Origin of the sequence: Anaerosalibacter massiliensis (assembly GCF_024623155.1) — a bacterium.
Classification (GTDB): Bacteria; Bacillota; Clostridia; order Tissierellales; family Sporanaerobacteraceae; genus Anaerosalibacter; species Anaerosalibacter massiliensis.
In genome coordinates this window covers 281,012-305,242 of sequence record NZ_JANJZL010000003.1, presented here as the reverse complement: position 1 = coordinate 305,242, position 24,231 = coordinate 281,012, and the positions used below count along the sequence as shown (strand labels likewise).

At 30.7% G+C, this 24,231-nt stretch carries 30 protein-coding genes and 2 riboswitches; of the genes, 2 read left to right on the top strand and 28 right to left on the bottom strand.

Annotated elements, in window-relative coordinates:
* Window positions 1-15: 15 nt before the first annotated feature.
* From eutH to NSA23_RS06745, 20 genes are all read right to left on the bottom strand, one after another.
* On the bottom strand, window positions 16-1,110 hold the full coding sequence (eutH, locus tag NSA23_RS06840; RefSeq protein ID WP_042680583.1) for an ethanolamine utilization protein EutH: 1,095 nt from the start codon (window positions 1,108-1,110) through the stop codon (window positions 16-18).
* A gap of 29 nt (window positions 1,111-1,139) precedes the next feature.
* Entirely contained in the window at window positions 1,140-1,412 is a 273-nt protein-coding gene (gene eutM / locus NSA23_RS06835; protein WP_042680721.1) for an ethanolamine utilization microcompartment protein EutM, read from the bottom strand.
* 22 nt (window positions 1,413-1,434) lie between these two features.
* Window positions 1,435-1,701: a hypothetical protein gene (locus tag NSA23_RS06830; RefSeq protein WP_042680581.1), complete on the bottom strand. Its 267-nt coding sequence runs from the start codon at window positions 1,699-1,701 to the stop codon at window positions 1,435-1,437.
* On the bottom strand, window positions 1,702-1,980 hold the full coding sequence (locus NSA23_RS06825; RefSeq protein WP_042680578.1) for a EutN/CcmL family microcompartment protein: 279 nt from the start codon (window positions 1,978-1,980) through the stop codon (window positions 1,702-1,704).
* Window positions 1,981-2,003: 23 nt separating this feature from the next.
* Complete coding sequence (locus NSA23_RS06820; protein ID WP_042680576.1) at window positions 2,004-2,657, bottom strand: hypothetical protein; 654 nt, start codon at window positions 2,655-2,657, stop codon at window positions 2,004-2,006.
* Between the two features lie 12 nt (window positions 2,658-2,669).
* Window positions 2,670-3,491, bottom strand: a complete 822-nt coding sequence (eutJ, locus tag NSA23_RS06815) for an ethanolamine utilization protein EutJ (protein ID WP_042680575.1) — start codon at window positions 3,489-3,491, stop codon at window positions 2,670-2,672.
* Window positions 3,492-3,505: 14 nt separating this feature from the next.
* Window positions 3,506-4,144, bottom strand: a complete 639-nt coding sequence (gene pduL / locus NSA23_RS06810; RefSeq protein WP_042680573.1) for a phosphate propanoyltransferase — start codon at window positions 4,142-4,144, stop codon at window positions 3,506-3,508.
* A 12-nt stretch (window positions 4,145-4,156) separates the two neighbouring features.
* Window positions 4,157-4,933 (bottom strand): hypothetical protein, encoded by a 777-nt coding sequence (locus NSA23_RS06805; protein ID WP_042680571.1) that lies wholly within the window; start codon window positions 4,931-4,933, stop codon window positions 4,157-4,159.
* Between the two features lie 64 nt (window positions 4,934-4,997).
* Window positions 4,998-5,279, bottom strand: coding sequence for an ethanolamine utilization microcompartment protein EutM (gene eutM / locus NSA23_RS06800; RefSeq protein WP_042680568.1), 282 nt, complete (start codon window positions 5,277-5,279; stop codon window positions 4,998-5,000).
* Between the two features lie 14 nt (window positions 5,280-5,293).
* Window positions 5,294-6,751 (bottom strand): acetaldehyde dehydrogenase (acetylating), encoded by a 1,458-nt coding sequence (locus NSA23_RS06795; protein ID WP_042680567.1) that lies wholly within the window; start codon window positions 6,749-6,751, stop codon window positions 5,294-5,296.
* A gap of 6 nt (window positions 6,752-6,757) precedes the next feature.
* A complete protein-coding gene (locus tag NSA23_RS16815) occupies window positions 6,758-7,333 on the bottom strand; it encodes a BMC domain-containing protein (protein ID WP_042680565.1) in 576 nt (191 codons plus the stop codon).
* 11 nt (window positions 7,334-7,344) lie between these two features.
* The gene (gene eutL / locus NSA23_RS06785) at window positions 7,345-7,998 is read right to left on the bottom strand and encodes an ethanolamine utilization microcompartment protein EutL (RefSeq protein ID WP_042680564.1); all 654 of its coding nucleotides are present in this window, start codon (window positions 7,996-7,998) and stop codon (window positions 7,345-7,347) included.
* Between the two features lie 16 nt (window positions 7,999-8,014).
* Window positions 8,015-8,905 (bottom strand): ethanolamine ammonia-lyase subunit EutC, encoded by an 891-nt coding sequence (eutC, locus tag NSA23_RS06780; protein WP_042680562.1) that lies wholly within the window; start codon window positions 8,903-8,905, stop codon window positions 8,015-8,017.
* A gap of 25 nt (window positions 8,906-8,930) precedes the next feature.
* Window positions 8,931-10,295 carry an ethanolamine ammonia-lyase subunit EutB gene (locus NSA23_RS06775; RefSeq protein ID WP_042680560.1) on the bottom strand — a complete coding sequence of 455 codons (1,365 nt, stop codon included), beginning with the start codon at window positions 10,293-10,295 and terminating at the stop codon, window positions 8,931-8,933.
* 18 nt (window positions 10,296-10,313) lie between these two features.
* A complete protein-coding gene (gene eutA / locus NSA23_RS06770; protein WP_042680558.1) occupies window positions 10,314-11,744 on the bottom strand; it encodes an ethanolamine ammonia-lyase reactivating factor EutA in 1,431 nt (476 codons plus the stop codon).
* A gap of 105 nt (window positions 11,745-11,849) precedes the next feature.
* Complete coding sequence (locus NSA23_RS06765; protein ID WP_042680556.1) at window positions 11,850-13,265, bottom strand: histidine kinase N-terminal domain-containing protein; 1,416 nt, start codon at window positions 13,263-13,265, stop codon at window positions 11,850-11,852.
* A gap of 12 nt (window positions 13,266-13,277) precedes the next feature.
* Complete coding sequence (locus tag NSA23_RS06760; protein WP_042680551.1) at window positions 13,278-13,847, bottom strand: ANTAR domain-containing response regulator; 570 nt, start codon at window positions 13,845-13,847, stop codon at window positions 13,278-13,280.
* Between the two features lie 17 nt (window positions 13,848-13,864).
* Window positions 13,865-14,287, bottom strand: coding sequence for a EutP/PduV family microcompartment system protein (locus NSA23_RS06755; protein ID WP_042680550.1), 423 nt, complete (start codon window positions 14,285-14,287; stop codon window positions 13,865-13,867).
* A 12-nt stretch (window positions 14,288-14,299) separates the two neighbouring features.
* On the bottom strand, window positions 14,300-14,650 hold the full coding sequence (eutS, locus tag NSA23_RS06750; protein WP_042680548.1) for an ethanolamine utilization microcompartment protein EutS: 351 nt from the start codon (window positions 14,648-14,650) through the stop codon (window positions 14,300-14,302).
* Between the two features lie 182 nt (window positions 14,651-14,832).
* Window positions 14,833-15,519 (bottom strand): NAD(P)H-dependent oxidoreductase, encoded by a 687-nt coding sequence (locus NSA23_RS06745; RefSeq protein ID WP_042680545.1) that lies wholly within the window; start codon window positions 15,517-15,519, stop codon window positions 14,833-14,835.
* A gap of 134 nt (window positions 15,520-15,653) precedes the next feature.
* Between NSA23_RS06745 and NSA23_RS06740 the strand changes: the two genes are divergently transcribed.
* Window positions 15,654-16,169 (top strand): nucleoside 2-deoxyribosyltransferase, encoded by a 516-nt coding sequence (locus tag NSA23_RS06740; RefSeq protein ID WP_042680543.1) that lies wholly within the window; start codon window positions 15,654-15,656, stop codon window positions 16,167-16,169.
* 66 nt (window positions 16,170-16,235) lie between these two features.
* Here NSA23_RS06740 and NSA23_RS06735 read toward each other — a convergent pair whose 3' ends face one another.
* The 8 genes from NSA23_RS06735 to NSA23_RS06700 all read right to left on the bottom strand — a co-directional run bounded on the left by NSA23_RS06735 (window position 16,236) and on the right by NSA23_RS06700 (window position 23,165).
* Window positions 16,236-16,907 carry an NAD(P)H-dependent oxidoreductase gene (locus NSA23_RS06735; RefSeq protein ID WP_042680541.1) on the bottom strand — a complete coding sequence of 224 codons (672 nt, stop codon included), beginning with the start codon at window positions 16,905-16,907 and terminating at the stop codon, window positions 16,236-16,238.
* Window positions 16,908-17,051: 144 nt separating this feature from the next.
* Window positions 17,052-17,247, bottom strand: a riboswitch (cobalamin riboswitch).
* Window positions 17,248-17,506: 259 nt separating this feature from the next.
* Window positions 17,507-18,265, bottom strand: coding sequence for a type I 3-dehydroquinate dehydratase (aroD, locus tag NSA23_RS06730; protein WP_257490349.1), 759 nt, complete (start codon window positions 18,263-18,265; stop codon window positions 17,507-17,509).
* A gap of 11 nt (window positions 18,266-18,276) precedes the next feature.
* A complete protein-coding gene (locus tag NSA23_RS06725; RefSeq protein WP_042679739.1) occupies window positions 18,277-19,161 on the bottom strand; it encodes a shikimate dehydrogenase in 885 nt (294 codons plus the stop codon).
* 130 nt (window positions 19,162-19,291) lie between these two features.
* Window positions 19,292-19,795 (bottom strand): gamma carbonic anhydrase family protein, encoded by a 504-nt coding sequence (locus NSA23_RS06720; RefSeq protein WP_042679741.1) that lies wholly within the window; start codon window positions 19,793-19,795, stop codon window positions 19,292-19,294.
* A gap of 259 nt (window positions 19,796-20,054) precedes the next feature.
* On the bottom strand, window positions 20,055-20,600 hold the full coding sequence (locus NSA23_RS06715; protein ID WP_042679743.1) for a phosphoribosyltransferase family protein: 546 nt from the start codon (window positions 20,598-20,600) through the stop codon (window positions 20,055-20,057).
* Window positions 20,601-20,619: 19 nt separating this feature from the next.
* Complete coding sequence (locus NSA23_RS06710; protein ID WP_042679745.1) at window positions 20,620-21,687, bottom strand: SulP family inorganic anion transporter; 1,068 nt, start codon at window positions 21,685-21,687, stop codon at window positions 20,620-20,622.
* A 134-nt stretch (window positions 21,688-21,821) separates the two neighbouring features.
* Window positions 21,822-21,923, bottom strand: a riboswitch (purine riboswitch).
* Window positions 21,924-22,001: 78 nt separating this feature from the next.
* Window positions 22,002-22,481 (bottom strand): GNAT family N-acetyltransferase, encoded by a 480-nt coding sequence (locus NSA23_RS06705; protein ID WP_042679747.1) that lies wholly within the window; start codon window positions 22,479-22,481, stop codon window positions 22,002-22,004.
* 147 nt (window positions 22,482-22,628) lie between these two features.
* The gene (locus tag NSA23_RS06700) at window positions 22,629-23,165 is read right to left on the bottom strand and encodes a flavin reductase family protein (RefSeq protein WP_050069728.1); all 537 of its coding nucleotides are present in this window, start codon (window positions 23,163-23,165) and stop codon (window positions 22,629-22,631) included.
* A 237-nt stretch (window positions 23,166-23,402) separates the two neighbouring features.
* On the opposite strand from NSA23_RS06700, the gene NSA23_RS06695 reads away from it, so the two are divergent.
* A complete protein-coding gene (locus tag NSA23_RS06695) occupies window positions 23,403-24,221 on the top strand; it encodes a MerR family transcriptional regulator (protein WP_042679750.1) in 819 nt (272 codons plus the stop codon).
* Window positions 24,222-24,231 lie beyond the last annotated feature (10 nt).

Below are 24,231 nucleotides of genomic sequence, written 5' to 3'. Positions count from 1 at the left end.
TAAATCTAAAAAACATTAGTTAACTTCTTGTTTACCTAAAGTTTTATCAGCTATAAACATAGCTAGTAGTATAGCTGTTATACCTCCAACTAATTTTCCTACAATCATAGGAAATATCATACTTTTTTCTACACCAGCTACAAATCCTAAATGATCGCCAAATACAAAAGAAGCACTTACAGCAAATGCAACATTGATTATTTTGCCTCTATTATCCATATCTTTCATCATGCCAAACATAGGTATGTTATTAGCCAATGAAGCTACCAATCCTGCTGCTGCCACATCTCCCATTCCTAATACTTTTCCAAGTTTCAATAATGGTTTTTTAAATACTTTTGTTATAAAGTACACCATTGGAAATGCTCCTGCAAGCATTATTGCTATATCCCCTACTATTTTTATTCCTTCTGAAACAGGTGCCATTCCTGGAATCACTACTATTCCTGTAAGAGTTTCTATTGCAATTGCAGCAAGTCCTATAGTTATTATCACAACAACTCCCTTACCAAATCTAATAAATCCTTTTATCATACCTTCTGGCTTTCTCCATAGACCTAATGCTAATAATAATGCTACTATAACTATTGGAACTAAATTTTTTAATATCATAGATAGTTCAAACCCTGCTACTAAACCACCTATAAGACAACCTATAGGTACTGTAATTATACCTGCTAATATTCCTGTAGCTAAAAATTTATGGTCTTCTTTTTTAATAATTCCAAGAGCTACTGGAATTGTAAATACTATTGTTGGTCCCATCATAGAACCTAGTATAATGCCTGAAAAAAGACCTGCTTGTTGACTTTGAGCAAGCTCAAGTGCCAATGGATATCCTCCCATATCAAGTGCAAGTAATGTAGTTGCAAACATAGAAGGATCAGCACCAAGAGCCTTATATATAGGTACAATCACTGGTTTTAAAATATTAGCCAATACAGGAGCCAATGAAACTATACCTACCATAGCTAGAGCTAAAGAGCCCATTGCCAAAATACCTTCTTCAAATTGCTCACCATAACCAAATTTGTTTCCAAAAATTCTATCTATAGCCCCAATGACTAAGAATATAGTCATTATATATACAATAATATCGTTGATTCCCATCCTATCCACACCTACCTTATAAGCATTTTTTACTTCTTAGGCAATATAGCTTCAACTTCATTATGTGGTCTTGGTATTACATGAACTGATACAAGTTCTCCTACTCTTTCTGCAGCTGCTGCTCCTGCATCTGTAGCTGCTTTAACTGCACCTACATCTCCTCTTACCATAACTGTTACCAATCCACCACCTACATGCTCTTTACCTAATAACTCAACATTTGCTGCCTTAACCATAGCATCTGCTGCTTCTATTGAACCTACAAGACCTTTTGTTTCTATCATTCCTAATGCATTATTCATACTTGTCATTTTTTATTCCTCCTTAATTATTGATTTTTTCTAATACCAAATTAGTTATTTTCTCTATTTCTCCATAATCCTCTATTTTGAAATCTTCTCTTAACAATCTAGTTATTCTTTCAACAATATTTTCTTCAATATCATTTTTATATATAATTTTGATATTTCTTTCATCTAAAATATCTATAGCTCCAGGGGTTAGAATAAAATTTTTATCTACTAAAAAACTTTTATCTTCTTTTTCTAAAAAACTATCTAAATTATTCTTAGTTATCAATACTTTACTCATTTAATCACCCTCTAAATCTAATTCTACTTCATCGATTATCCCTACGATTGCTGCATCTACAGGCACTTCTATATTGCCAATAGCTTTCCTAGCAGAGCTTCCCTTTACTATTAGAACCATTTCTCCTACTCCAGCACCTACACTATCCACTGCAACAATTGTACCTCCGTTTCTAGAGTTAGAATAATCAACAGGCATTACAACAAGAAACTTAAAACCATTTAGAGACTCTTCTTTTCTTGTAGCCCATACATTTCCTATTACCTTTCCAATCATCATATATATCTCCCTTTCCCATATAGCTAAACTTTTCTAATTTCCAAATTATTTTCTTCTATATAATCTTTTGCAAGTGGAGTAATTAAACTATTCTTCTCTATAGTTATATTTTTATCTTCATTGTTATAAAGGCTTTTAATGTCTGCTTGAGTAATTACTTTTTTCTCCAAATGATGTTCTTGTTTCAACGAAGAGTCCTTTCCATTATCAATATTATTTAACTCATACTTGATTTGACTCCCTCTCATTATTTCTATTCCAAAACTCAATAATTTCTTTTCATATTCTGTCAACATAATATAAAATTCTTCATTTGATGATTCTTTAAATTTTCTATAATATATACCTTCTTCAAGACATACAACTCTTAATCCATTGAGCATGGCATCTATTATAATTGAGGAAATTTTGCTATAGGGTCTACCGTTAGATATATCAACTAAATCTTTAATATCTAGTTTAGGACATATAATTAAATCATAATCTAATATGCTATCCACTGGTTCATCTATGAAGTATATATCTTTCCAATCAGATATGAACATACTGTATCTCAATTTAGTATCTTCTGATTTTGGTTCTAAAAATAATATTTTTCTTTTCCTAGTATTTTTTTCTTCTTCTATTTTCTTTAATACTTCACTAACTATTTTTTGAACTAAAACATCTATTTCCATAAGTTAGCCTCCTTATACACAACAATTCATTGCTATTCCAAGAGGTGTAACTAAAAAAGGATTAGAAGGCTTTCTAGTTTTTATTCCTGTCTCCTTTTCAACAATCTCTTCTATACCTTCAAAGCAGCAAGTACCTCCTATTAGGTATATTTGATCTACATTATAATCTTTTATATTATTTTTAATTATTGTAGATACTTTTTGAATCACAGGTCTGACAATAGGAAGTAGCTCACTTTGCCTTGTCTTATTCATTTTAATCTTTTCAGCCTCTTCAAACTTCACTTTATAATTACCTGCTATTACAAGGGATAAATGGGTTCCTCCTGTAGCTTCATCTGCTGTATGGACTACCTTTTCATTTTCTAGTATAGATATTCCTGTAGTTCCTCCCCCTATATCCACAATAACTCCATCATTTATCTGAAGAACTGCATTGGCAGCTGTTGGTTCATCTAAAATTTTTACAACCTCCATACCTGCACCTTCAACTACATATTTATGAGTTTTTGTATCTCCTTTTGAAGTCCCTGGAGGTACTGCTATAGCTGCTTTATAAAGTTCAACACCTAATCTTTTTTCAAGTTTTTCTTTTAATTTTTTCACTATATTCAGTGCACCTATATAATCTACAACAAGACCATCTCTTAGAACCTGAGCAAATTCCATTTCACAAGCTATAGGTTCTTTTTTTCCATTTACTACTACTAAAACTATATATGCTGTTCCTAAATCAACTCCTACAAATAGTTCTTCATTTTCGGAAAAGTCTACTGCCTCATTAAGAGTATTTTCTGTTTTCTTTATGATTTTATTTACTCTATCAAAATCCATAGTTTTCTCTCCTTTTATGAAATGATCTCTGCTACCATTCCATTTTTAAAACTTGAGGCATTAGCTTCATCAAAGTCAATATGCATACTAAGCTTGTACTTGTCACTAACTCTTATAACTACATCTTCAAAAACCACTGGCCTATCGCTTTTAACTCTAACATTTACAGTATCTTTATCTTTAACATTAAATCTAATAGCATCTTCATTGTTCATATGAATATGTCTTTTAGCCACAATAACAGATTCCCTAGCTTCAACTACAGCTTTTTCTGTTGCTATATACACTGTTTCACTACCTTTTAAATCTCCAGAATCTCTTACAGGAGGATTGATACCTAGTTGTCTAGCATCTGTTTTAGATACCTCCACCTGAGTTTTTCCTCTTTCTGGTCCAAGTATTGCTACATTTTCTATTACTCCTTTAGGTCCTATTAGAGTAGCTCTCTCCATACATTGATACTGTCCTGGTTGAGATAATTCTTTTTTCTCTTTCAATTTATATCCTTTGCCAAAAAGTATTTCTACATTTTCTTTACTTAAATGAATATGCCTACCTGATGCTTCTATAGGAATGATATTGGAAGTTTCTTTGGAATTTGCTAATGTTTCTTTAACTCTTTTAACGATTTCTTCAATTAATATTTCATCCATTTTCTCACTCCTCTATTTATATTCTCCTGATTTGTATTTGCACATTAGTATATATATTCCACTACTCAATCTATTTAAAGCCCTAATTATATCAACTCTTTCAACTTTATCTTCTCTTCTAAAAGCCTTAACTGCTGCTAACTCCACTTCTCTAGAACTACTTCTTAAAGAATTGAGTTTAAGCATTATCTCGTCCATTTTATAATGGGGTAAAATATGCCCTACACCAAAATATTTTTTGGGATAATGAGATCTCTCTCTTAGTTCTACTTCATTAAGTCCAAATAACTCTTCAATACAAAACTCTTCTTCTAATGCTTCAGCTCTTAAAATATTTCTAGTATAATCTAGTATTTCTTGGAGTTCTACGGATAGCCTTTCTATATTTTCTATATATGCTAAATGTTGAATTTCTAATATTTGAGATTGAAAGCTATCTAATTTTCCTCTAAATACTATTCTTAAATCATCCTTGTACACAAGTTTATTGCCAAAGATATGTGTCATATACTCTGGCTTCTGCTCAAAAGCCCCTCCAGAGTAATAAGAAACATATTTAGGAGTTATTTTTTTTTCTGACTCTTTGGCTTTTTTAAATTCAAATTCATCTTCTTTATATGCATTTTCTTTTTCTATTTCATCTTCTTTTTTAAATATAATTTTTACATTCTTCTCATTTAAATACTCTCTAGCTGCTGGTGTAATAATCATCTTTTCATCTATTACATATTTTCCTGATACATTATTTTTAAATTGTCTTCTAAGAGTTTCTTCTGTTAAAACCTTCATTAACTCACTCCCTCTTACAGCCAAGGTTTATACCAGACCATAAATATGGTCTGGTATTTAATTGTTATTCTACCTTAGGAAGTATAGCTTCAACTTCATTATGTGGTCTTGGTATTACATGAACTGATACAAGTTCTCCTACTCTTTCTGCAGCTGCTGCTCCTGCATCTGTAGCTGCTTTAACTGCACCTACATCTCCTCTTACCATAACTGTTACCAATCCACCACCTACATGTTCTTTACCTACTAATACAACATTTGCTGCCTTAACCATAGCATCTGCTGCCTCTATTGAACCTACAAGACCTTTTGTTTCTATCATTCCTAATGCATTCATACTTGACATTTGAATTCCTCCCTTTATTTATTAATTTTTTGGATTTGTTCCATTACAAGTTTAGTAATAACATCTATATCTATATCTTCTAAATTTCTTGAATTGCATTCTTCAGAATCTTTCATTTCTACATCCTCAACTCCATATGCCATTCTTCTTATATTTATAAGGTTCATAGGAGTTATATTGTCAGAACTTGCACTGCCTCCTATAGCTCCACATCCTAATGTTAAAGAAGGAGCTAGATTAGTTGTTATTCCTACAGCACCTTGAGATGAAGGCGTATTTACTAATATTCTGGATACTGGTTTTTTAAGACCAAATTCTCTTATTATGTTTTCATCATTAGAGTGAATTGAAAGAGAATGACCAAGTCCTCCATTTTCTAATAATTTAAAGCATAATTCACATGCTTTTTCCCAATCTTCAACTACATAAAAACCTAATAATCCAGTTAATTTTTCCTTTGAAAATGGATATTCTTTTCCAACTCCCTTTTCTTCACAAAGTAGTATTCTAGTACCCTTTGGTATTTCTATACCTACCATGTCTGCAATTTCTTCAGCTGATTTTCCAACTATTTTAGGACTCATTCCACCATTTGGTCTTTCCATTACCTTGACTACTTTAGCTAGTTTTTCTCCTTCTAGGAAATATCCACCTTGCCTTTTAATTTCCTCTTTTACCTTATCTTCGATAATTCTTTCTGTAACGATAGATTGTTCTGAAGCACATATAGTTCCATTATCAAAAGTTTTACTTGCAAATATTCTCTTTACAGCTAATCCAATATCTGCACTTCTTTCAATATATGCTGGCACATTCCCAGGCCCTACACCTAATGCCGGTGTCCCTGAACTATATGCAGCTTTAACCATTGCAGAACCACCTGTAGCAAGTATAAGGGATACATCATCATGCTTCATTAACTCATCTGTTCCTTCTATAGTTAGATGCTCCATACATGATATTAGACCATGCGGTGTTCCATTTGATATTGCTGCTCTATTTAAAATCTCAACAGTTTTTGATATACACCCTACAGCACTTGGATGAGGGCTAAATACAATTGCATTCCCTGATTTAAGAGCAATAAGTGCTTTATATATAGTTGTAGATGTAGGGTTAGTTGATGGAATCAATCCTGCAATTACACCTACTGGTGTCCCTATTTCTACAATCTTTTTTTCACTATCTTCATTTAATACTCCAATAGTTTTCATGTCTTTTATATATTCATATAATTTATCACTTGCAAGTTTGTTTTTTACAACCTTGTCTTCCCATTTTCCAAATCCTGTTTCCTTTTTTGCAAATTTAGCAAGACTTTCTGCTTCTTTAGAAGCTGCCTTTGCAACGGCTTTTACTATTTCATCTATTTTTTCTTGATCGAAGCTACTAAATTTTCTTTGAGCTTCTTTTGCTTTTCCTACAAGATTTCTAACCTCTTGAATAGAAATCAAATCTTTATCACTAAGCATAGTATCCTAACCTTCTTTCATCGAATATTCTACAATAGCTCCAATTAATTCATCCTTTTTTGCAAATTTGATTTGATTGTTATCCATGTTAAATCCTTCAATCATTCTTGCCATTTTTCTTAAGTCTACAACTCTCATAGTTTCTAATTGTTCTTTATCGTCTAATTTAATAGTTTCATCTTCAAATCTCATAGTTCTTTTTTTACTTTTTTGAGACATCTTATTTTCATCTGTTTCTAATTTTTCATCTAATTCTTTCTTTGACTTTTCTAAATCTTTTTTAACTATATCTTCTTTTTCATTTTCTATGTCTTTATAAAATACCTTGTCAAGCCCTTCTCCAGTTCTAGCAATAACAGTTGTGGACACTACTTTTCCAATCCTATTTGCTGCTACTTCTCCTGCATCAACAGACGCCTTTACTGCACTTACATCTCCTACTATCAATATTGTTACAAGTCCCCCTTTTACAAACTCACATTTTTTAAGAGTTACATTTGCTGCTTTTAAAGCTGCATCAGCCGCCTCAATAGCAGGCACATATCCATAAGTTTCAATTAATCCTAAAGCTTCTTTATACATTATCATCACCACTAATATTTAGTAGGATTGTCAGCAACAAATTTCACTGCATCAGCAAATGCATCACATGCTGCCTTACATGCAGATTGACTTCCTGTCAACAACCCTCCACCAAAATTAGTTTCAGATGGTGGACCATAAAAAGCTACCATCTTTACATCTGCAGCTTTCAAAGCAGTATCTAAGGCATACATTGCCTCTAATGGGGGGGCAATTAAATAAGCTATTGCTTCTCCTTCTTTAATTCCTGCACCTTCTGATAAATAAGAACCTGTTCTAGATATACAATGAGCATAATATACTATGGAGTCATCATCATTTGCACTGTAGAAAAAGGCATCATTTTCTATAAAATCTATTGCTGCATTTAAACCACTTTTTACTTCTGCAGGATTAGGCCCTGATAAAATTCCAATAAATTCACCAGCCAATTTAGTATTAGCATTTGCTGCTCCTGCATAGAAGGATTTTGCATAAGCTACTCTTACATCAGCTTTCTTTGTAGCATCATCCAATGCAGTATAACCTACATCATCACAATCAGTTGTTATTATGCCTATGCTTCTATGATCTGAAGGTAAATTAAGTTCCTTCACCATATCTGGATTTACATTTGGAATAAGTTTCACACTTAAAACCTTTGTAGGTAATCTATCATTTTTCATGTTTAAAACCTCCACTTTATAGTTTTAAATTTAAACCGCTAGCTTTTTGCTCAAGTATAGCTTTTATTACATCTGCTATGTGAGCTCCAGCTTCTACACTAGGAGTACCACCTTTATGAATATTTGATATTACTGTTCTATTAGACTCTGGCATTCCTACAGTTGGCCTATAAGCCATATAACAACTCATGCTTTCCCCTGTTGCAAGGCCTGGTCTTTCTCCTATAAGAACTACTACTACTTCAGGGTTTAAAGCTTCTCCAATAGCATCCATTGCAGGTACTCTGCCATGTTTAACAAAGAATGGTTTCCCTACTTTTATTCCATAGTTATTTAATCCTTGAACTATTGCATCATAGGTATCCTTTGCATTAGTTTCTATAGCAGTGGAGCTAAGTCCATCTGATATATAGATTTGAACTTGAGAGTTCATATCACATTTTTCTTTTAAAAGCTCAATAGTTTCTTGGTCAAATTTTCTACCTAAATCTGGCCTTGTTAAATATTCATCTTTATCTTCACATTTAGTATTTACTGATAAAAGACCCCATTCTTTTAGGAATTCATCTGAAACATATGTGAATACTGCATCCATAGCAACTGCATGATCAGCTCTAAATCTTAATAATGTTTCAGTTTTATATCTAGCTCCTGCTCTTGATATCCCTACTCTTGCTGGAGTAGATTCTTTTAACTTTAAATAAGCATCTTTGTTCTCAGGTTTTTCAACTAATAATTGTTTCTTTAAATCTATGGCTGTTATATCTACTATATTTTCATCATCGTATTGATTTTTATTTAAAACTTTCTCTAATACTTGTTCTTTTTTAAAATTATCTTTTTCATTAACACCCATATCTTTCATTACCTGCTCTATTAAACTCTTTAATTCTTGTTCAGTAACCATATTTGTTTCCTCCTTTTTTCACTATCTATTTAATAAATATAGAGGCATCTCCAGCTCTTTCAGTAAGCTTTCCATTTTCATAAATTCCCATTTTTTCTAGCCATTCTTCGAATTCCTTTATAGGTCTTAAACCTAATAATTCTCTTAATGCTGCTCCATCATGATAACCTGATGTTTGGTAATTAAGCATTACATCATCGCCTTGTGGCACTGCAATTAAATAATTACATCCTGATGTTGAAAGGAGCATAGCAAGATTTTCTAAGTCATTCTGATCTGCTTTCATATGGTTTGTATAACATGCATCTACTCCCATAGATATTCCTGTCAATTTTCCCATGAAATGATCTTCCAAACCTGCCCTTATAACTTGTTTGCTATCATACAAATATTCTGGACCTATAAATCCTACAACAGTATTAACTAAGAATGGCTCATATCTTTTAGCAAGACCATAACATCTTGCCTCTAAGGTTACTTGATCCACTCCATGGTGTGCATCTGATGACAATTCTGAACCTTGTCCAGTTTCAAAATACATAACATTTGGTCCTATTGATGTACCTTCTTTAAGAACAAGATCTTTAGCTTCATCTAATAATTCAGTAGTTACTCCAAATGCTTCATTTCCCTTTTGAGTCCCTGCTATACTCTGGAATATCATATCACTTGGGGCTCCTTTTCTTATAGCTTCCATTTGAGTTGTTACATGGGCAAGAACACAATTCTGTGTGGGAATTTCCCATTTTCTCTTAACTTCATCAAATAAATTCAATATATTTGTAACACTTTCTACACTGTCAATTACTGGATTAAGGCCTAGAACAGCATCTCCCATTCCATAGCTTAAACCCTCATATAAAGAAATAAGAACTCCATCTACATTATCACTAGGATGATTTGGTTGAAGTCTCATAGCTAATGTATTTGGTGTACCAATTGTAGTATTGCAATGGGCTACAACTTTAATCTTCTTAGCTACATATACAAGATCAAGATTAGTCATCAACTTAGCTACTGCTGCTATCATTTCACTTGTTAAACCTCTACTTATTCTTTTAATATCTCTATCTGTAGTTTTAATGTCCAATAGCCATTCTCTTAACTCTGCAACTGTCCAGTTTTTTATTTCACTATATATTCTTTCATTTACAGCATCTTGAATAACCCTTGTTACTTCATCTTCTTCATAGGGGACTACTGGATTGTTCCTTAAATCACTTAATAATAAATTGCTTAAAACTTCTTTTGCTGCAATCCTTTCTGTAAGAGACTCAGCCGTTATACCTGCTAGGCTATCTCCTGATTTTTCTTCATTTGCTTTTGCTAATACTTCCTTAATATCTTTAAATTGATAAACAGTACCAAAAAGCTTTGTTTTTAGTCTCATTATCTTCACCTCTTCAAATTAGTTATTAAACAATAAAGTTTTTATTATAACTGGAACTACTTTACCTTCAGCTAAAGGCTTTCCTATGTCTATATAGTCTCCATCTGATACCTTTATAGAATCTATACAAACTATATCTTTATTATTGTTAAGTTGAGTTTTTAAAGTTTGTCCAAGAACTTTTGCCATATCATTTTCTACAATAACTATAAGTGGATCATCAGAATTTATTATTTCTTCCATTCCTTTTATAATTAACTTAGAAATATCTTGAATATATTTAAAACTTCCACTTCTCAACCCTTTAATAGCTAAAGCAACTAATTGTTTATCATTTTCTAACCTAAACCACTTTAATTTATTAGCAATTATTTTATCAATTTTATTAAAATTGATATTTTCTTCTTCTTCAGTTAGTTTCAATATTGGTACATTTTTCATAGGAAGAATATCTTGGCTTACATCTATAGTACTTCCACTTATATCTGTGGTATGAGACCCTGCTCCTACTACAGTAGCCCTTATAGTTTCATCAGGCTTAAATATACTTTTTTTCTCAGTTAATTTAGAATCTCTTATACCTTTTCCTAATAAAAATCCTATATCTTCAAATTGGAACCAATTTTCAGGTTGATTTGATATACAATCTGCCACTCCTCCGGTAAAAGATATATATTCTATTTCATAATCCCTTCTCAGATCATGGTTTGTAATCAATAGCTCAAGTTCTTCTGATGGTTCTTTTATTCCAACTACTTCCTCAAGAACATCTACCATTATATTAGTTATTTTTTTAAGTTCATTTTTATCTACTTTTGAACCAATAGATATATTCAATCCTAATTTTTCTACTAATCTTTCCATTTTTTCTGATATATAAGTTATTTCCTTGCTTTTTTGGTTGATTTTTATAAGTCTTCCACCTATATCAAGACAGGCTGTATCTATTACATCTCCATTTTTAAATACAGATATATTTGTAGTACCACCTCCTATATCTAAATTTGCTACAATGACTCCTTTTTCTTTGGAAAATTCACTAACTCCTGCTCCTTTGCCTGCAATGATTCCCTCCAAATCTGGTCCAGCTGTAGCTACTACAAATTCCCCTGCAAATCCACTTAAACTTTTCAATACTTCACTAGCATTTTTCTTTCTGGCAGTTTCTCCAGTTATAATAACTGCTCCAGTATCTACATCCTCTGGTTTTATACCTGCCTTTTCATATTCCTTTTCTATTATTTTTCTTATAGTTATAGCATCTATTTCTGTAACAGATAACAAGGGAGTAAAATATATTTCACTTCTATATATAACTTTTTTATCTACTATACTTATCATTGGGACAGAAACTATAGAAGCTCTATTTTCAATGGTTATATTGCTAAAAACCAACTGAGTAGTAGAAGTTCCTATATCTATTCCCACACTTAAAATATCTTCTTTCATATAATCCTCTCCTTTAAGATTCAAAAAAGGAGCCAAAAAATATGGATTTTTTCCATATTTTTTGGCTCCTTTGCCGTCTAAAAACACTCCATTGTGTTTTAATATTTAATTTTTAAAATCGAAGACTATTTTTGTTCCTTCTTTTGTACTCTCTATAATAAAATCTCCTTCAAGCTTATCCTTTACAATTTGTTCTACTATATTTAAACCTAATCTATTCTGTTTTATATCCTTAGCATTAAATCCCTTCCCGTCATCTTTAACGGAAATAGTTGAATGTATCTCACCTTTTTTAATTATAATTTCTATATACCCCTGTTTTCTATTTTCAAAACCATGTTCAATAGAATTTTGAATTAGTTCATTTACCACAAGGGCTATAGATGTTGCTTTATCAGAATCTACTAAAAAATTATCTCCTGAAACTTTTACTTCTATATTTTGTTCTGAAGTAGATATATAGTTCAATGTATTTTTCGAAATCATCTTTAATATTAGCTTTATATCAACTTCATCTATACCTTCTTGAGCTAGCAATTCATGAGTTACAGATATACTAAGAATTCTACTTATACTCTCATTGAAAGCCTTTTTTAAATATTCATCATCTACTCGTCTAGATTGTAGTCTTAATAAACTAACTATCGTTTGAAGATTGTTCTTTACCCTATGATGTATTTCTTTTATAACAACTGATTTTAGAATAAGTTCTTTTTCCTTTTCTTTAACTTCTGTAATATCTTTTACTATCATATTAACACCGGTTACTTTACCTTTCTGTCTCATAACACTATATTTTATCTCTAAATCTAGATTTCCAGCCCTTGCTTCAGATGTTCTAGAATGATTATCCATAAGAATTTCCTTAAAACTTATTTCATCCAGTACTAAATTATTAAAACTCATACCTACTATATCATCTCTATAGCCTAAAGTTTTATAAAATCTTTTTGCACACGCATTAGCATATATTGCTACTCCATATCTATCAAAAATGATTATACTATCATCTATATTTTGAGTTATTAAATTTAAATTTTGACCAAGATATCTAAACATCTCAGGAAAAACCTCTAAAGATTTAGATAAAATAGAATCCTTCACAGTTTCTCCATCTTTAAATACATCATCTACAGCTTGCTCTATTATTAAAACGGCAATTACTTTATCTTGTTTATTTTTAACTGGTACTGTACTTTGTACTACTACTTTATTCTCTTGAGTTATAGCTTTTAACCCTCTAGTAGAAACTCCTGTATTCAATGTTCTTAGTGCAGCAGGTTCATTCTCTTGTAGAGCTATTTTTCCTACTACAGAATACATATAACTAGACTTTACATAAAGAGGCTTTGCTTCAGCAACTACTATAGCTTTTGTAGTATCTTTTGTGATGCAATCTAGAAACACATCTGCCCTTACTAGTTCTGAAATAGTTGGAAGCATGTCAGATACTTTTATCAACTCATTAATATCTGAGGAAGTTAAATTTGTGTATTTTTTACATATATCAGAAATAGTCATTTTGCTCACCTTTTATCTATTCATTATTATTGCTTTAGCAATATCCTTCATAGGTGCTCTTTTATCCATACTTAATTTCCTTATCATATTGTAAGCTTCTTCTTCAGTTATATTTCCTTTTTTCATTAGTATACCCTTGGCTTTCTCAATTAACTTTCTAGCTTTTAAATCTTCCTTAGCTTTTTCTATACTTTCTTTCATATAATTTATTTCTTCATCTTTAGCTATTGCAATCTCTATAGCTGGTAAAAGATTTTTTTCATTTACAGGTTTTACTACATACCCCATGATGCCTATACTTTTAGCTTCATTTATAAACTCCCTTGTACTGTAAGCTGTAAGAATAACTACACAGCTAACTATTTTTTCCTCTAGTAAAACCCTTGAAGCTTTTAAACCATCAAGTAATGGCATCTTTATATCCATAAGAACTAAATCTGGTTTAAGATTTTTACACATTTCTACCGCATCAAAGCCATCAGAAGCCATCCCTACAACATCGTAGCCTGCTTCTGTCAAAATTTCTGCAATATCCATTCTAGTAATAGGCTCATCTTCGGCTATTACTATTTTTTTGCTCATGTTTTTTCCTCCCTTAACTATTGTAATAGTTTTCTAATATTTTCTATGCCCCTATTGCTTATAGAATCTATATAAAATATATTCCCTACTCCTGCTCTTTCTAAATATTCTTTAGCTTTTTTTACATCACTATTACAACAATCTATTTTAGTTATAATACCTATAACCTTCTTATTGAACATAGATGCAAAATTTGGAGGAAAGACAATATTATTGCTAGTACTATCTTGTACAAATCCTATGATATCATAATCTACTGAAGACATTATAATTGCATTATAATACCTCCTATTTTCAATATATTCACCAGGTGTATCTAAAATATTGTTAGCATACTCTAATGCTTGAGTCTTTTTATATCCTATTTCTTTATCATTTAACACCTGTGTGAGCGTAGTCTTTCCACTACTAGTTTCCCCAATTAACATTATTTTTTTCATAAATAATCTCTCCTAGGACTTAGTTATATTAGTAGATGTAAATGCCAAAACATCTGATAAAAGATTTAATACTCCCTTCAGTGCAGTTTCAACACTGGATACATCTCCTGTTATAACTAATGAACCACTAAATCTATCTAGAAACCCTATTTCTACATCTGCAACTTTTGTCGCTGCATCTGCAGCTATTATAGCAGCTTCACTTGGAGTGATAGTCAATATACCTATAGCATTATATTTTTCGTCATCAAGTCCAAGTTTTCTATATATGCTTTTTTGTGGGTTAGCTATCAAATGTGCTAATGTAATTTGTTTACCTGGAACATATTCTTGTATAACTCTTTGTTTTTCCACATCAGCCATATAATCAAATCCTTTTCTTTTAAAATTACAAAAAAACGCCTATAGTGAAGTGAATATCCACTCCATTATAAGCGTCGTCGCCATGTCTATTGCACTTCATTGTGCAAACGTATTCTAATGTATTTACATTATAACAAATTAAAAATAGTAATGCAACAGAAAAATTTAAATTTATTCTCCAATTATTTAATCCATTCCACTACTTCTTCCATTTTTCTTCTGGTTTTGTCTCTATGAGGATCTTCTTTTCTATATCCAAATGCTACTAAAGTAGATACCCCAAATTTTTCCCTATCCAATATTCCTTCATCTTCTAATAACTTTTCTAGCTTTTCCTTATGAAACCCTTCTATAGGGCAAGAATCTACACCTATTTCTGCTGCTGCAGTTAGCATATTTCCAAGAGCAATATATGTCTGTCTCACTGACCATTCAAACATATCCTTATCATTATTTAAGATTTTAAAATCTTCATTTTGAAATTTTCTATATTTTTCACGTCTTTCTTTTACTTTATCTTCTGGCATTTTGTGTATATCTTTCATCATATGAGTAATATAATCAGAGCTATATATAACATCTGAGCTTTTTCTAGCCAATATTATTACCAAATGACTCAATGTTGGCATCTGTCTTTTAACTCCCCAAACTACTGGCAATAATTTTTCTCTAAGTTCTTCATTTTCAACTACAACAAACTTCCATGGCTCAAATCCAAAAGAACTAGGAGATAACCTTCCTACTTCAAGTAAAAAGTTAAAATCATCTTCTGGTATCTTCTTATCTGGATCAAATTCCTTACAAGCAAATCTAAATTTATGTGCATTCAATATCTCTTCTTTTCTTTTTTCTATATCTATATTTTTCATATTATCCCTCCTACCATTTTATCTATTTATTTATATACCCAATTAGAACAAATTTTAATTGCTTTGCAAATATAGTAAAGATTAATTATTATATATAAGGGTATTTAAAGTAAGAATAGTTAGGAGGTTTAAAAATGAAAGGATATTTTGCTTCACATTTTTTTAATGATGCCGTATTTAGATGGACAGAAGAAGTAGCTAGCTATATTGAAGATGAAACGGGAATTGCTATGTATGTTCCACAAAGAAATGCTGAAATCAATGATAAAAGAGAAAATGATAATATTATCACTGATATAAAAATAGCTCAAGCTGATACTCTTGAGTTAAAAAAGGCCAATATATTATTTGCCTGTTTAGATGGACTTACTATAGACGATGGGGTTGCTGGAGAAGTAATGGGCTTTGGATTAATTAAGGAAATGGAAGAAGAATATAGTATTGTCACTAAAAAACCAAGGCTAATAATCGGAATAATAACTGATATGAGATGGCAAGGAACAGGAGATAATCATTTATATAGAAATTTAATGATTTTAGGAAAAGTTAGAGAACATGGCTATATAGTAGAAGGATATCCTGGAGAAGATGATTATAAAAAAGAAATTGTTAAAATAGTAAAAAAGTTTAAAGAACAAAATAATTTGTAAAATTAGACGAAAAAGCTTAGAACCATATATGGCTCTAAGCTTTTTTATATATAAATTAGAGAATATTTACTTTATCCATTCTACTACTTCCCCAATTGGCCTTCTAGCTTTTTCTATATAGACTTTATCTTTCTTGTATCCAAAAGTTACTAGACAAGAAACTCCAAATTTTGAACTATCTAATATTCCATTGTCTTCTAATAATTTTTCTAACTTCTCCCTGTGAAAATTTTCTATAGGACAAGAGCTTATACCTATTTCTGCAGCAGCCGTTATCATATTCCCTAAGGGAATGTAAGTCTGTTTTATTGACCATTGGAACATAGCTTCTTTATCATTTAAAAGCTTAAAGTTTTCCCTCTGAAAAACTCTATAATCTTCACGTCTTTCACTTATCTCATCTTCTGGTATATTTTTTACATCTTTCATTATATAAGTTATATAGTCAGAACTATATATAATATCTGAACCTTTTCTTGCAAGCATCATTACCAAATGGCTTGATGTTGAAATTTGTTTTTCACAATCTAAAGTTAAAGAAATTAAGTCTTCCTTTAACTTATCATCTTGGATTACAATAAACTTCCAAGGTTCAAATCCAAAAGAACTAGGAGAAAGTCTACCAACTTCAAGTAAAAAATCAATATCCTCTTTTGGTATCTTCTTATTAGAATCAAACTCTTTACAAGCAACCCTGTACCTATGTACATTTAATATTTCTCTTTTCTTATTTTCCATAATATACCTCCTTAATCTTTCATAAAAATAAACAATATAAAAAACACCCCTCAGAGATGAAGAGTGTTTGTTTTCTATAGGCACAAGAAAGCATAGACATAGCCATACTATATCTTTTACACCTTCTCATCCTCGTGAGCAATCATAAGTGTCTTATTTATGGCAGGTCTCCTGACTTAGGTTTATAATAAATTCGCACCTTCCCATTCTTTTATTGAAAGAACAGTGGTATAAGTGAACTCAAATTTCCATTACAGTGGCGGGACCGTGTTGGCATTTCACCAATCTTCCCTTTTAAATTTTTGATATAATCAAAAATACCATAAACAACCGTATTTAATTATAATATCATTTTATTCTAATTTCATTTATATGTCAAGTGAACTCCCCCCACTTATTTACCCCTATGAGAGATTCTAACCACTAAGCTAAATTCACAAGAAATTTGGTAATTAAGTTTTAACCTTGCTAGATAATCCTTATTATTGTTGAATTAGTCATATACCTATTGTACCTCTCTTGTTTTACAAGTCTAGAAGTACGTTCTATGTTTTGATTAGAAGTTGAGGTATTCTTGTTTATATTAAATAAATAAACTATTATTTATTTAATACACTAAGAATCTGTCTAAGTTCTAAAGCAAATATTTGCCCTGGTGCTGAAACTTTTTCTCCAGACGCAAAAGTAGCAGCAGAACCAAATGTTTTTCCTACTATCCTACTTATAACTCCCTTTTTTCCCATAGAAATTGTAATCAATGGCTTATTAGCATGATTCTCTTTCATATAATTTGTAGCCTCTAAAAGGACTAAAACATCACTAACACTATTTGGCATAAATGCTACTTTTAATATATCAGCTCTTAGGTTTTGCATCTTCAATAGCCTAGATATTATTTCGTCTTTTGGAGGAGTTTGTTTAAAATCATGATTTGACATTATTACATAAACACTATTAGAATGTGCTGTATTTAAAATCTTCTTTATATTTTCTTCTTTATTAAAAAGTTCAATGTCTATTAAATCTATAATTTTTGATTCTATAGCCATACAATTTAACTTTATATAATATTCATCACTTATCTTTTTATTTCCGCCTTCTCTGATACTACGAAAAGTAAATAATATGGGTACATCTTTTAAATTTTTCCTTATATATATTAATGTTTCTAAAACTTTATCCATTCTTTCCACTTCTTCATAAAAATCTACACGCCACTCTACTACATCAGGTAATAATTTTTTAATGCTTTCAGTTTCACTAATTATTTCATCTTGAGTTTTACCTACAATAGGTACAAATATTTTTGTATTTCCCTCGCCAATATTTATATTTCTTACAGTTACTACATCACTCATTTCTTCACCTTCTATTTTTTAAACAATAATTCTTTCACATAATCAACTGGCATTTCCTTTCCTGTCCATAATTTAAAAGCTTCTGCCCCTTGCCATAATACCATTCCATAACCATTAATTACCTTGCAACCTTGTTTTTCAGCCATATTTAATAGTTTTGTCTTACTAGGTTCATAAACTATATCTGAAACAACTAAATCAGGATATAATATAGATGGATCCGGAATATTACATTTATCTTCCAGTGGCTTCATTCCTACAGATGTTGCATCTATAAAAATTGAACTTTCCTGTATTTCTGTTCTCAATATATTTATATTATAAAGATCAAATACTTTAGCTTTACAATTTGTTTCCTTGTTTATTTTTTGAGCCACTTTTTCTGCCCTTGTATATGAAGAAGTTTTTCTATTAAATATAGATATTTCTTTTACACCATCTAAAGCTGCTTGTACGCAAATTGCTGTTGCTGCCCCTCCAGCACCAGCAACTACTATCTTTTTACCAATGATATCAATGCCTTCCTCCTTTAATGATCGCATATAGCCTACACCATCTGTCATATAACCTTTTAGTACTCCACCATCATTCACTATTGTATTTACTGAACCAGTCATTTCAGCAGCTGGAGACAATTTATCTAAATACTTGCATACTAATGTTTTATTTGGCATTGTAATATTTGCACCACGAATATTTAAGGCCCGAAATCCCTTGATTACATCAGCTAATTGTTCATCACTATTTACATCAAATGCTAAATAAATATAATCTAATCCTAGCTTTTCAAATGATAAATTATGCATTTTAGGTGATAGACTATGGGAAATAGGTGAACCTAATAAAGCCATTAGTTTTGTTCTACCAGTAATTCTTTCAGTAAAATCTTTTTTCATTTAATTCATTCCTTCTTTTTAAATTGTAAATTATTTTATACTCTAAATTTTTATAAATAAAACTTCAGTACTAATTATACCATTGATCAGAATATTATAGGGACAGTTAAATCTGTCCCTACTTTAGATATCATATATGCTCATTTTTCCATAATTTTTCATATCTAATTGCATTATATCTTGTTTTCTCTATTTCCTCTTCTCTTACTTTTCTTATAATCTTCCCAGGAATACCAAGGACTAAAGAGTTTTCTGGTATATTAACCCCTTCTGGAATTAGAGCTCCTGCTCCTATTATACAATTATCTCCAATAACAGCATTATTTAAAATTATTGCTCCCATACCTATCAAACAATTATTACCTACTTTACAACCATGGACTACTGCATTATGTCCTACAGTAGTATAGTCACCAATTTCTAAAGGAAGATTAGTATCTACGTGTAAAGTAACATTATCTTGAATATTAGTGTGTTTCCCAACATTAATATAACTCATATCCCCTCGAGCTACTGCACCATACCAAAAACTACTACCTTCTCCTATGGTTACATCTCCTACAATATTTGCTGTTTCAGCAATAAATGATTCTGAATGTATTTTGGCTTTTTTATTTTTTAAATTCTTTATCATATACTGTCTCTCCTTATCATTTATATATGTTTTTTAAAATATTATTTATACTCAATATTTATGGATTTTATTAATATCAGCTTTCGGTACATTACATTATAATACCACAATAGCAAAATTATCAAACTCCCCCTAGAATTATAAATTTTATATTAATAAAACTATTTATATCTATACCCATAAACAAAAATCTCCCTAGGTAATTAACTTAAATAATTAACTAAGAAGACCTCTTATTTTTATAGCTGTTTACTACAATTTATTTTTTCTCAAAGATTGGAAGGTATTCTAAAAATATAATATCTTTCCTATTAGCCGCTTCTCCTTCTGCTAATATAGCTGCTTTAGCTTCAACAATACCTCCTGCCGATTCTACAAGTCTTTCCATAGCCTGTATAGAACCTCCAGTACTTATAACATCGTCAATAATAGCTACCCGTTTCCCTTTTATATATTCAGCATCCTGTTCATCTAAACACAATAATTGCTTATCTTGCGTAGTTATAGATATAACTTCATCAATAATAGGTGAATTCATATAAGGCTTAATACTTTTTCTAGCCACGATATATTTTTCCATATCTAACAACTTTGACATCTCAAATACTAAGGGAATTCCTTTTGCCTCTGCTGTTAATAGTACATCTACATTAGGCAATTTTTTCACTATTTCAGGAGCTGCTACAGAAACCAGTTCAGTATCTCCTAATATTACAAAGCTAGCAATACAAAGATTATCACTAATCTGTACAATAGGTAATTCCCGTGTCACTCCAGCTATTTCAATAGAATATGTCTCTTCCATTTTTTATCCTCCTTATATATTACATTCCCAATATACTAGCAAAAGCTTTAATAATAATACCTGCTATCATGCCTAAAAATGGATCAGTGATTGCTGTTACAGTCATAGTTATTCCTCCAACAATTGGTCCCCCTGGCATTCCTGCAGTAGTTAATGCAGATACAGCATTGACTGGTACAGTTACAATAGCTCCTAGTACGAACAAGAATCCAGCAATTGATTCGCTAGGTATATATTTCCCCATTTTAGGCAATAAGCCTGCAAATAAAATAATCGCCATCAAAGCCATCATTAAAACACCAGACATTAAAGGGTGTGGTGCGCCTCCTGTTGCGGAAATAATAGATTCAACAGGTCCACCTCCAAATATTGCTGATGCTAAATCTGCCAGACTACTAACAATTGATAGATGGTCTATATTAACATTAGTATTTGCAATATTACCAGTGATCTTTCCAAATGCAATATTAGCACCTATATTTAAACATATCATAGCTAAGGCACCACGAATAACATCAATATTTATAACAGGCTTTTGAAAAACAAATTTCTCTCTTTCAGAAATATTAATATCAGATTCCTGTTTTAATATCAATGCAATAACACTTGATGCAATTACAGAAATAGCAATTGTATATACTAAATCTTCTGTAAACATATAAGTAACAAAGCTAATAGCAATAGAACTGAATCCAACTATCTTATTTTTTCTTGCCATATCAATAGAAACACGTGCCAGCATAATTCCTACTCCTGCCATCATTCCACTAGTAATTGCAGGTCCAATAAAATTTACAATTTTTTCGAGTAAGCCAAATGCACCTATGATAGTCATCCCTATAGCACCTAAAATAACCATAGATATTCGTTCTTTCATGTTTTTACCCATTGTTCCTGCTAATGTAATAGTTTCTGCCTGAAATGAAACTGGTGCTACTACACCAAATATTAAACATCCTATTGCACCAACAATAAATGCTAAAGCTGTTGGTACTGATGCAAATCCAAATGATAATGCTAAAAGTCCTTGAGGTAATCCATTAAGGATAACACTCAGTGCTGCGAGGAAGTCTTTTAAATAGTCCATTTATGTCTCTCCTTTACATTGCTCTCACATAAAAAAGTATATACTAAAGAAACTGGAATTCTCTATAGGAAAGAATTCCAGTTTCTTTAGTATATAAACAAAGGTTAAAATTAATACAATACCTTTTTATTTATTATCTGTTTATCCTCACCCATAGTAGGATAATTTTAGGTTATCCTGTAGAAACTCCTGAACCATATTATCAGGATTATATGAGAGCAATATTCTGTTTTTATATAATGAATATACCAGAACATTCGACATTTTGCAAGATTTTTTATTTGCAATATAGTAAATATTATAAAATAATTAAACTATATAGTTAACTTATTATAAACTAAAACCTGTTTATCCTCCGTTTCTAAAAATCCTACTTTCAATAAAATATTTTTAATGACATTAAAAAATGGGTTTTCTTTTCTTATAAATGCCTCTATTGGCAATTCATCTAAATATTCATCCTCTACAAATAAACTTAAAGCTTTGTATCCATAACCGTTAAATTGGTATTCACTAAATATAAGTATAGATATATCATAAAAAAATTCTCCACTATTATTTCGATCTTTTACTAAAACAATATCTCCAATAAAATTGTCATCCTCATATATTTCAAAACATCTGCTATCTAAAATATCAATTCTAATATCTGGAGACCCTTTATTTATATTATTTTTGATTTCATTTGCTCCTAATAATATATCATTTCCAAAACTTTTAGTATGTTTACATACTTCCTCTAAATATTTCAATGTCCATAAAGGTTTTTCATTCTCAATTATTTTTAAATTCACTTTATCACCCCAAAAAATAATCCCCTCTTCTAATCATAAACTGGAATTTTCAACTGAATTCCTATATATTAATTTATGTATAATATCTGTTGGATATAAACTTGCCACTTTTACAATTTTTTCAATCTTTAAATCATCAATAGTCTGCTAAGAATTGAAAAGTTCATCATTACTAATTCCCTCAATTTTTTCACCTACATTTCTAAACTGTCCAAGCCAAAACATTAATGCATCATCACGAGCATAATTTTCATCTATATGCACTTCTTTTATTTCTCCAATAAACCACTTATGACTACCTGTATAATCAATTCGATGTACAACTTTACACTCAAGATTTACTGGACATTCCTCTATAATATAACTATCAATTTTGTTTCCTCTTTGTGGTGTCAGATTTGCCTTTATATATTTATTTCCATCTCTTCCAGATATAGTACCGCAAATATGTATTTTATCTAATTGCTTCTTAGTTGGTATATTGATAGCAAATTCTTTCTTTGAATTAATTAATTCATAGGTATACTTCTCAGGTTTAATCCCTACCATTACAGATGGAGGATTGAAAGAATAGAAATGAAATGCTCCAACAACCATAATATTATTTCCTACTGTAACAAAAACTACTGGAAAAGAAGGTAGCGCAACTATTCCATCATGTAAATTATCATGTATTACTTTCATTGAACGGCCTCCTTTACAGAACAAAACTCTTTCTTGATACTTAAAAAACATAATTTTAATAATTTATTTTATTATTTTCTATTGTATCAAATATTAGCCTACTAATGTATATACATTAATATAAAACCGTATTTCTTATCCTGTTTACTTAATTTCTATTTTCTTATTGACTCTAACATTATGTTATGCTTTATACTAATATTGAGCTCAAAAATCATACATGTGTGAGGTGTATAAATGTTAAAAATAGGCGATTTTTCAAAACTATCGAGGATTAGTATTCGTATGCTTAGACATTATGATGATATCGGACTATTAAAACCTGATATGATTGATTCTTCTAATGGCTATAGATATTATAGCGAATCTCAGCTTACTATAACTAGTAAAATCCACGTACTAAAATATATGGGATTTAGTCTATCTAATATTTCCGACATCTTAAATTGTTATTCTGATCCTAAAAAATTAGAAGAATATCTTTTACTGCAAAAATCTATTGTAAAAAAAGAATATGAAGAATCCCAAAATAGATTACTTCTCCTTGAAAATACTATTGATCGACTTAGAAAGGATGATAATGCTATGAGTTATTCTGTTATAGTAAAAGAAATTCCTAGAATGAAAGTTGCTAGCTTTAGAGATATTATTCCATCTTATGAAATGGAACATATCCTTTGGGAAAAAATGATGAAGGAACTAGATTCTCAAAATGTAAAATTTTCAAATCCATGCTACTCCATGGCTATATTTCACGATAAGGAACACAAGGAAAATGATGTGGATGTTGAAATACAAATATCTGTAATTGGCAATTACTCTAATGCTAATAATGTTATCTTCAAAGATACTGATACTACGAAAGTAGCTTCCGTAACATTTAAAGGCCATTATAATCAAATTCATCTAGTTAATGAAACAGTTGCTCACTGGGTATCAGATAATAATTACGAATTTAATGGTGCTATGTTTAATATTTACCATGTAAGTCCTGCTACTGAAAATAATCCTGATAATTGGGTTACAGAAGCATGCTTCCCTATTAAAAAAATTTAATTTTTAAATA